Origin of the sequence: Caballeronia sp. (genome assembly GCF_049581465.1) — a bacterium.
GTDB lineage: Bacteria > Pseudomonadota > Gammaproteobacteria > Burkholderiales > Burkholderiaceae > Caballeronia.
Genome location: NZ_JBAUSA010000321.1, coordinates 1 through 2,427, shown reverse-complemented (window position 1 = coordinate 2,427; position 2,427 = coordinate 1). Strand labels below are relative to the sequence as shown.

The window sequence follows — 2,427 nt, the reverse complement described above, 5'->3', positions numbered from 1 at the left end:
CACCTGCAGCACTTCGATGGCCCCGAGCAGATTGACGTCGAGCAGATGCCGAGCAACCGGCTCCGGAGTCATTCCGAGCGGCGTGCTCTGCATGAGACCCGCGCTGAGCACGAGCGCGTCGATGGTGCCGTGCTCCGCGGCAATCGACTTGATGGTCACGCTAATCGACGCGTAGTCGGCCAGATCCAGCGACCGCCCCGTCGCACTGACGCCGTACTCGGCAGCGATCTGCTGCGCCTCGCGTTCGGCTTTCGCCTGATCGGTGCCGGTCAATATCACGGTTGCTCCCGCCGCGGCCAGCAGCCGCGCACTCGCCAGACCGATGCCACGCGTGCCGCCGATCACAACGGCAATACGACTGCTGAAACACCTCGCCGTATTCATCGATACCCCCGGAACCACGTCATGTCAGACCCCTACCGTGTGAAAGCCACCATCGGCATGCACGATCTCGCCGGTGGTGACCGGGAGCCAGTCCGAGAGCAACGCCACACACGTGCGAGCGACGCCGTTGGCGTCGGTAGGATTCCAGCCGAGTGGCGCGCGGGCTCGCCAGGCGGCGGCGATATCGGTGAAACGCGGCTCGCCGTGAGAGGCGGCAGTGCGCAAAGGACCCGCCGCGACCAGATTGACGCGGATACCGCGCGCGCCCAAATCGCGAGCAAGGTAACGCGCGCTCGATTCGAGCGCAGCTTTTGCCACGCCCATCCAGTCGTAGCCGGGCCACGTCACCGATGCATCGAAATCCACGCCCACGATCGCCCCGCCTGCGTCCATCAAGGGCAGCACCGCTGTGGTCAGCGCCTGCAGCGAATAGGCCGACACCTGCAAGGTCGTCGATACATCGGCCCAGCTCGTAGCCAGGAAATCTCCGCCGATCGCCCCTCGCGGCGCAAACGCGATCGAGTGCAGCACGCCGTCCACCCGCGGCAAGTGAACCCGTACGCGCTCGGCCAGCGTGGCGAGTTGTTCATCTTGCGTCACATCGAGTTCGACAACCGGCGGCGGATGCGGCAATCGGCTGGCTGCGTCCACGACCATGTGCAGCCGGCCGTGGCCGGTGAGCACAATCTCCGCGCCCTGCTCCTGCGCGAGCTTTGCGACCGCGAATGCGATCGATGCATGGTTGATGACGCCGGTGATAAGCAAACGCCGCCCTTCGAGCAAGCCGGTCATGATCGCGCTCCTTGAGCGCTATCGGGCAATGTGTCCGCGCATCCCCGGGGCTCGGCGCGCGCGAGCCTGCCGAGCACGGAGAAGCGCTTGCCCGGCCACTCGCCGTCGTCGATGCCATGCACCACGCCTCGGTCTTCGGTCAGCAACACGTGCCCCGGATGCGCGCGCGGCGCCGCGCTCAAGACTTCGATAACCCCCTCCGTGCCAACCGGGGCTTCCTCCCAGGTCTGCGGATCGCGGATGATGACATCGGCGAAATCGGGGCAATAAAAACCATCGCCGGATGCCGATTCAATATGGATCGTGCCACCTTGCTCCACCATTCCGTAGAAGTTGTGGCATCGGCGAAGGCCGGTTGCATCGAGAAACCCCGCGCGGAATTCCCGTGGCGATACAGCCTGGTCAGCGAGCTTTTTCCAGCCGCCTGTGTGCAGCAGGATCGCGTTCGCCAGATCGAATCCGCGTGATCGTGCGAATGCATGGAGCCGCGTCCAGACGAGAGACGTGAAGCCGAAGATCAGGAACGTCGCGTGTCCGTGGCGTTGCAGGAAATTCTCGACGGCGGCGGCGTCGATGCCCTGCTCGTCATCCAGCGCAAAGACATGCTCGCGACCGACATTCATCACGCCGAGCACGGTGGCCCCGCGAATGGACGAGCGTTCGCGGCGTACCGCCGACGGCGAGTCGATAATGAGCAACGGTAGACGTCGCGGACCTAGCACCGTTGCCAGCGTCGCGGTGAGCAAAGCTCGCTGATGTTCAGCGGCGTCACGGTCCAGCGCGATCCGGCTGACATTCGCGCCGGTCGTGCCAGACGACGTCAGCACGGCCACTTGTTCGCGGCCGGTGCTGATCAACGCATGCTCCTTGAACAGGCGCACAGGCAGCCATGGCAGTTCATGAGTTCGCGCATAGCGGCGACCTGACGAATGACCGATTGCATCGAGCACACGAGCGTACGCAGGACACGCGCACCGATGATGCTCGATCAGTTCGACCATCTGCGGCAGCAGTGCGCGCTCCCGCATGCCCTGGCTTGTCGGCGGACGATTCATGACGATCGCCGGCTCATTCCCGCACCCCGAGCTCGCGGAGCAACTGCGCAGCGCCGCTGAAAGTATCCATCTTCAACGCCCGGTCCGTAGCGATCTCGACCTTGAATTCATCTTCGATGGAGGAGATCAGCAGCACCGCTCCGAGCGAATCCCAGCCCGGCGTCTCCTGATAACGCAGCGCCGAATCGGGCAGGGT

The 2,427-nt window shown here is 64.6% G+C and carries 4 protein-coding genes; all 4 read right to left on the bottom strand.

Annotated features, from left to right (window positions below):
- A partial coding sequence (locus tag WCA53_RS07975; protein WP_423907726.1) for an SDR family NAD(P)-dependent oxidoreductase occupies positions 1–384 on the bottom strand: 384 nt, incomplete at its 3' end.
- Positions 385–408: 24 nt separating this feature from the next.
- Positions 409–1,176, bottom strand: a complete 768-nt coding sequence (gene fabI / locus WCA53_RS07970) for an enoyl-ACP reductase FabI (RefSeq protein WP_423907724.1) — start codon at positions 1,174–1,176, stop codon at positions 409–411.
- Positions 1,173–2,231, bottom strand: a complete 1,059-nt coding sequence (locus WCA53_RS07965) for an acyl-protein synthetase (RefSeq protein ID WP_423907722.1) — start codon at positions 2,229–2,231, stop codon at positions 1,173–1,175. Before WCA53_RS07965 ends, fabI begins: the two co-directional genes overlap by 4 nt.
- 13 nt (positions 2,232–2,244) lie before the next feature.
- On the bottom strand, positions 2,245–2,427 hold a 183-nt coding region (locus WCA53_RS07960), incomplete at its 5' end, for an acyl carrier protein (RefSeq protein WP_423907720.1).

Excerpts from the sequence above, each read along its gene's own strand:
- fabI (WP_423907724.1), bottom strand. The coding sequence starts at position 1,176 with ATGACCGGCTTGCTCGAAGGGCGGCGTTTGCTTATCACCGGCGTCATC.
- WCA53_RS07965 (WP_423907722.1), bottom strand. The coding sequence starts at position 2,231 with ATGAATCGTCCGCCGACAAGCCAGGGCATGCGGGAGCGCGCACTGCTG.